Origin of the sequence: Ottowia cancrivicina, from assembly GCF_029813755.1 — a bacterium.
GTDB classification, from domain to species: Bacteria; Pseudomonadota; Gammaproteobacteria; order Burkholderiales; family Burkholderiaceae_C; genus Ottowia; species Ottowia massiliensis.
Window position 1 is genome coordinate 1 of record NZ_JARVII010000058.1, and the last position, 2,137, is coordinate 2,137.

The window sequence follows — 2,137 nt, forward strand, 5'->3', positions numbered from 1 at the left end:
GCGCCGTGGTGCAAGCCGCCCTGAGCGTGCTGGCGCAGACCCGCGCCCTCGGCCCGCGCGCCCTGGCCACGCGCCCCGTGCTGCGCCGCCGCGACGCGCCGCGCGTGCTGTGGCGCTGCCTGCTCATGTGAGAGGCGGCTCACCCGCGCGTCCGTGAGCGCAAAAAGCGTGGATTGGCGCTCTGCGGCGTTGTAAGTCCTCGCTAGGCTGCAAGACCCGCCTGCGGTTTGCATCTTGCCGTCCATCCCGCTTCCCGAGCTTTCGCCCTTCACGGCCAGGCCATGAACAGGCTCTGAAAAAAAGCCCTTGGCCGCAGCAGGCCAAGGGCTTTTCTTCAGAAAAATCGCCGCACCGCCAGCGCGGCGCTGGCCGCCGCATCAGCGCGGCGTGGCGTCGTCCACATCCACGTAAGCATCGCCCGCAGCGTGCGTGTACACGGGCGCGGAAGCAGGCGCTTGCAGCGCGGGCGGCTGCGGCGGATGGGCAATGCGCTCGCCCAGCCCCATCTCCAGCCGGTCAATGCGCATGTGCAGCTCGCGGTTGAAGCCTTCCACCGTCTGCGCCAGCTTGCTCAGCTCCGGCTGGGCGGAATGCTCGCGCAGCCCCATCTCGGCGCGATCCACGCGCGAAAGCGTTTCCTGGCTCACCTTTTCCAACGTCTCGTTCAAGCGTTGCATTTCCTGATCCAGATGCGCGCGCAAATCGGTAAAACGCGACGCCTCGGCCTTGTCCGCCAGCTCGCGCTGCGCCGCCAGCTCCTTGGCGTGGCGGCGCGTTTCCACCAGCACCGTGCCCTGAATGTAGGCAATCATCAGCACAAACATGCACGACACCCCCGCCAGCAGCCCCAGCATCACCAGCCCCAGCGGGGCCTGCACGTCAGCGACGATCAGAGACAGATGCGTCGGCTCCATCATCACCCCCCAGTTGGCCCCCACAAAGGCCAAAATGGCAATACCAACCAGCAACAGCAGCAGCGAACGCAGGGACATGACGGTTTTTTCCTGTGCAAACGAAAGGGTGATGAGTTTAATGGCGCGCCCCTGAACGCTGGTCTCAAAGCGCCATTCCAAAACGCCTCAAAGCACCCAAAAAGCGCCGCCCGCGCGAACGCCACACCAGAGCCACGGCAGGCAGGGCGCGAGTGATCTGGCCCGCTGGCTCGGACGGCGTGACGGTTTGCCGCAGCACGATGCTGCAAGAACCCGCTCAGAGGCGCCATGCCACGCTTGCCGCCAGGGTAAAGGCGCTGGCCGAAACGCTGGCAAAAGGCACGGTCTCGCGCCATAAGGTTTTGCGTTGCTTTCCAGATCCATCGGATTGCCCATCTGATTCGCTTCGCAGGTCTGATCAAGCCGGTGGTCGCCCAGCCACGCAATTTCACTGGAATACCGGCGCTCTTTCCAAAAATTCAGCGCAAACCACGTGGCATAGGCTTCATTGAGCGCCAGCGCGTTGGACAGCTCCTTGTTCCGGCAGGTGTTAAGGGCCTCGCCAGACGGATTCTTTTCAATGTCGTACGGGTTGCTTCCGTCATGAAAGCCGCCTTCCGCCCTGGTTGCGCCTTGCAGGTAAGCCACGGCATGGCCGTATTCGTGCGCAATCACGTCCCAGTCAAAAGACTTGAGAGAACCCAGGTGCATTTCAGACGCCTTTTTCCCTCCATCGCTGCCAGCCCTGTGAAAAGCCTTTCTTGGCTTGGGGCGGTTGGTGACGACTTTCTTGAAAACGGGCGCTTCGGGAATGCCTGCGATGGGTTTGACATGCTCCGTCAGTTCATACAGGGCCTGGAAAACGGACCAGGAGTTGGCTTCGGCTTTGCTGATGTGGAATTTGTCTTCTTTATGCGTTTTATCTGGCTTGATATCTATATTATTCCCTTGATCAAAAGAAGATGCCTGTGACACGATCCAACTTCTTTTTTATTAATCATTTCTTAAAGGGTTTGCCATAACTTTTTTCAGCATGATTCTTTTCCACTGAGCTTGTTTTTGATTAACTTTAGAAACCAATTCCTGGTCAGTGGCAACTCCGCCAGCACTTCAATGCCCGTCAAATCCCGGTGATTGGCTCCAACCACCTTGAATTTGATCTTGCCATGCAGGCCCTTTTCCAATCGGATGAATGAAAACTTCAT

Annotated in this window: 2 protein-coding genes; both read right to left on the reverse strand. The window is 59.4% G+C overall.

Going from position 1 to position 2,137, the window contains the following annotated elements:
- Positions 1 to 377 precede the first annotated feature (377 nt).
- A complete protein-coding gene (locus tag QB898_RS12925; RefSeq protein WP_156303990.1) occupies positions 378 to 992 on the reverse strand; it encodes a LapA family protein in 615 nt (204 codons plus the stop codon).
- 87 nt (positions 993 to 1,079) lie between these two features.
- The gene (locus tag QB898_RS12930; RefSeq protein ID WP_279525279.1) at positions 1,080 to 1,907 is read right to left on the reverse strand and encodes a hypothetical protein; all 828 of its coding nucleotides are present in this window, start codon (positions 1,905 to 1,907) and stop codon (positions 1,080 to 1,082) included.
- Positions 1,908 to 2,137 lie beyond the last annotated feature (230 nt).

Coding starts and splice junctions, on each gene's coding strand:
- QB898_RS12925 (WP_156303990.1), bottom strand. CDS start 992: ATGTCCCTGCGTTCGCTGCTGCTGTTGCTGGTTGGTATTGCCATTTTG.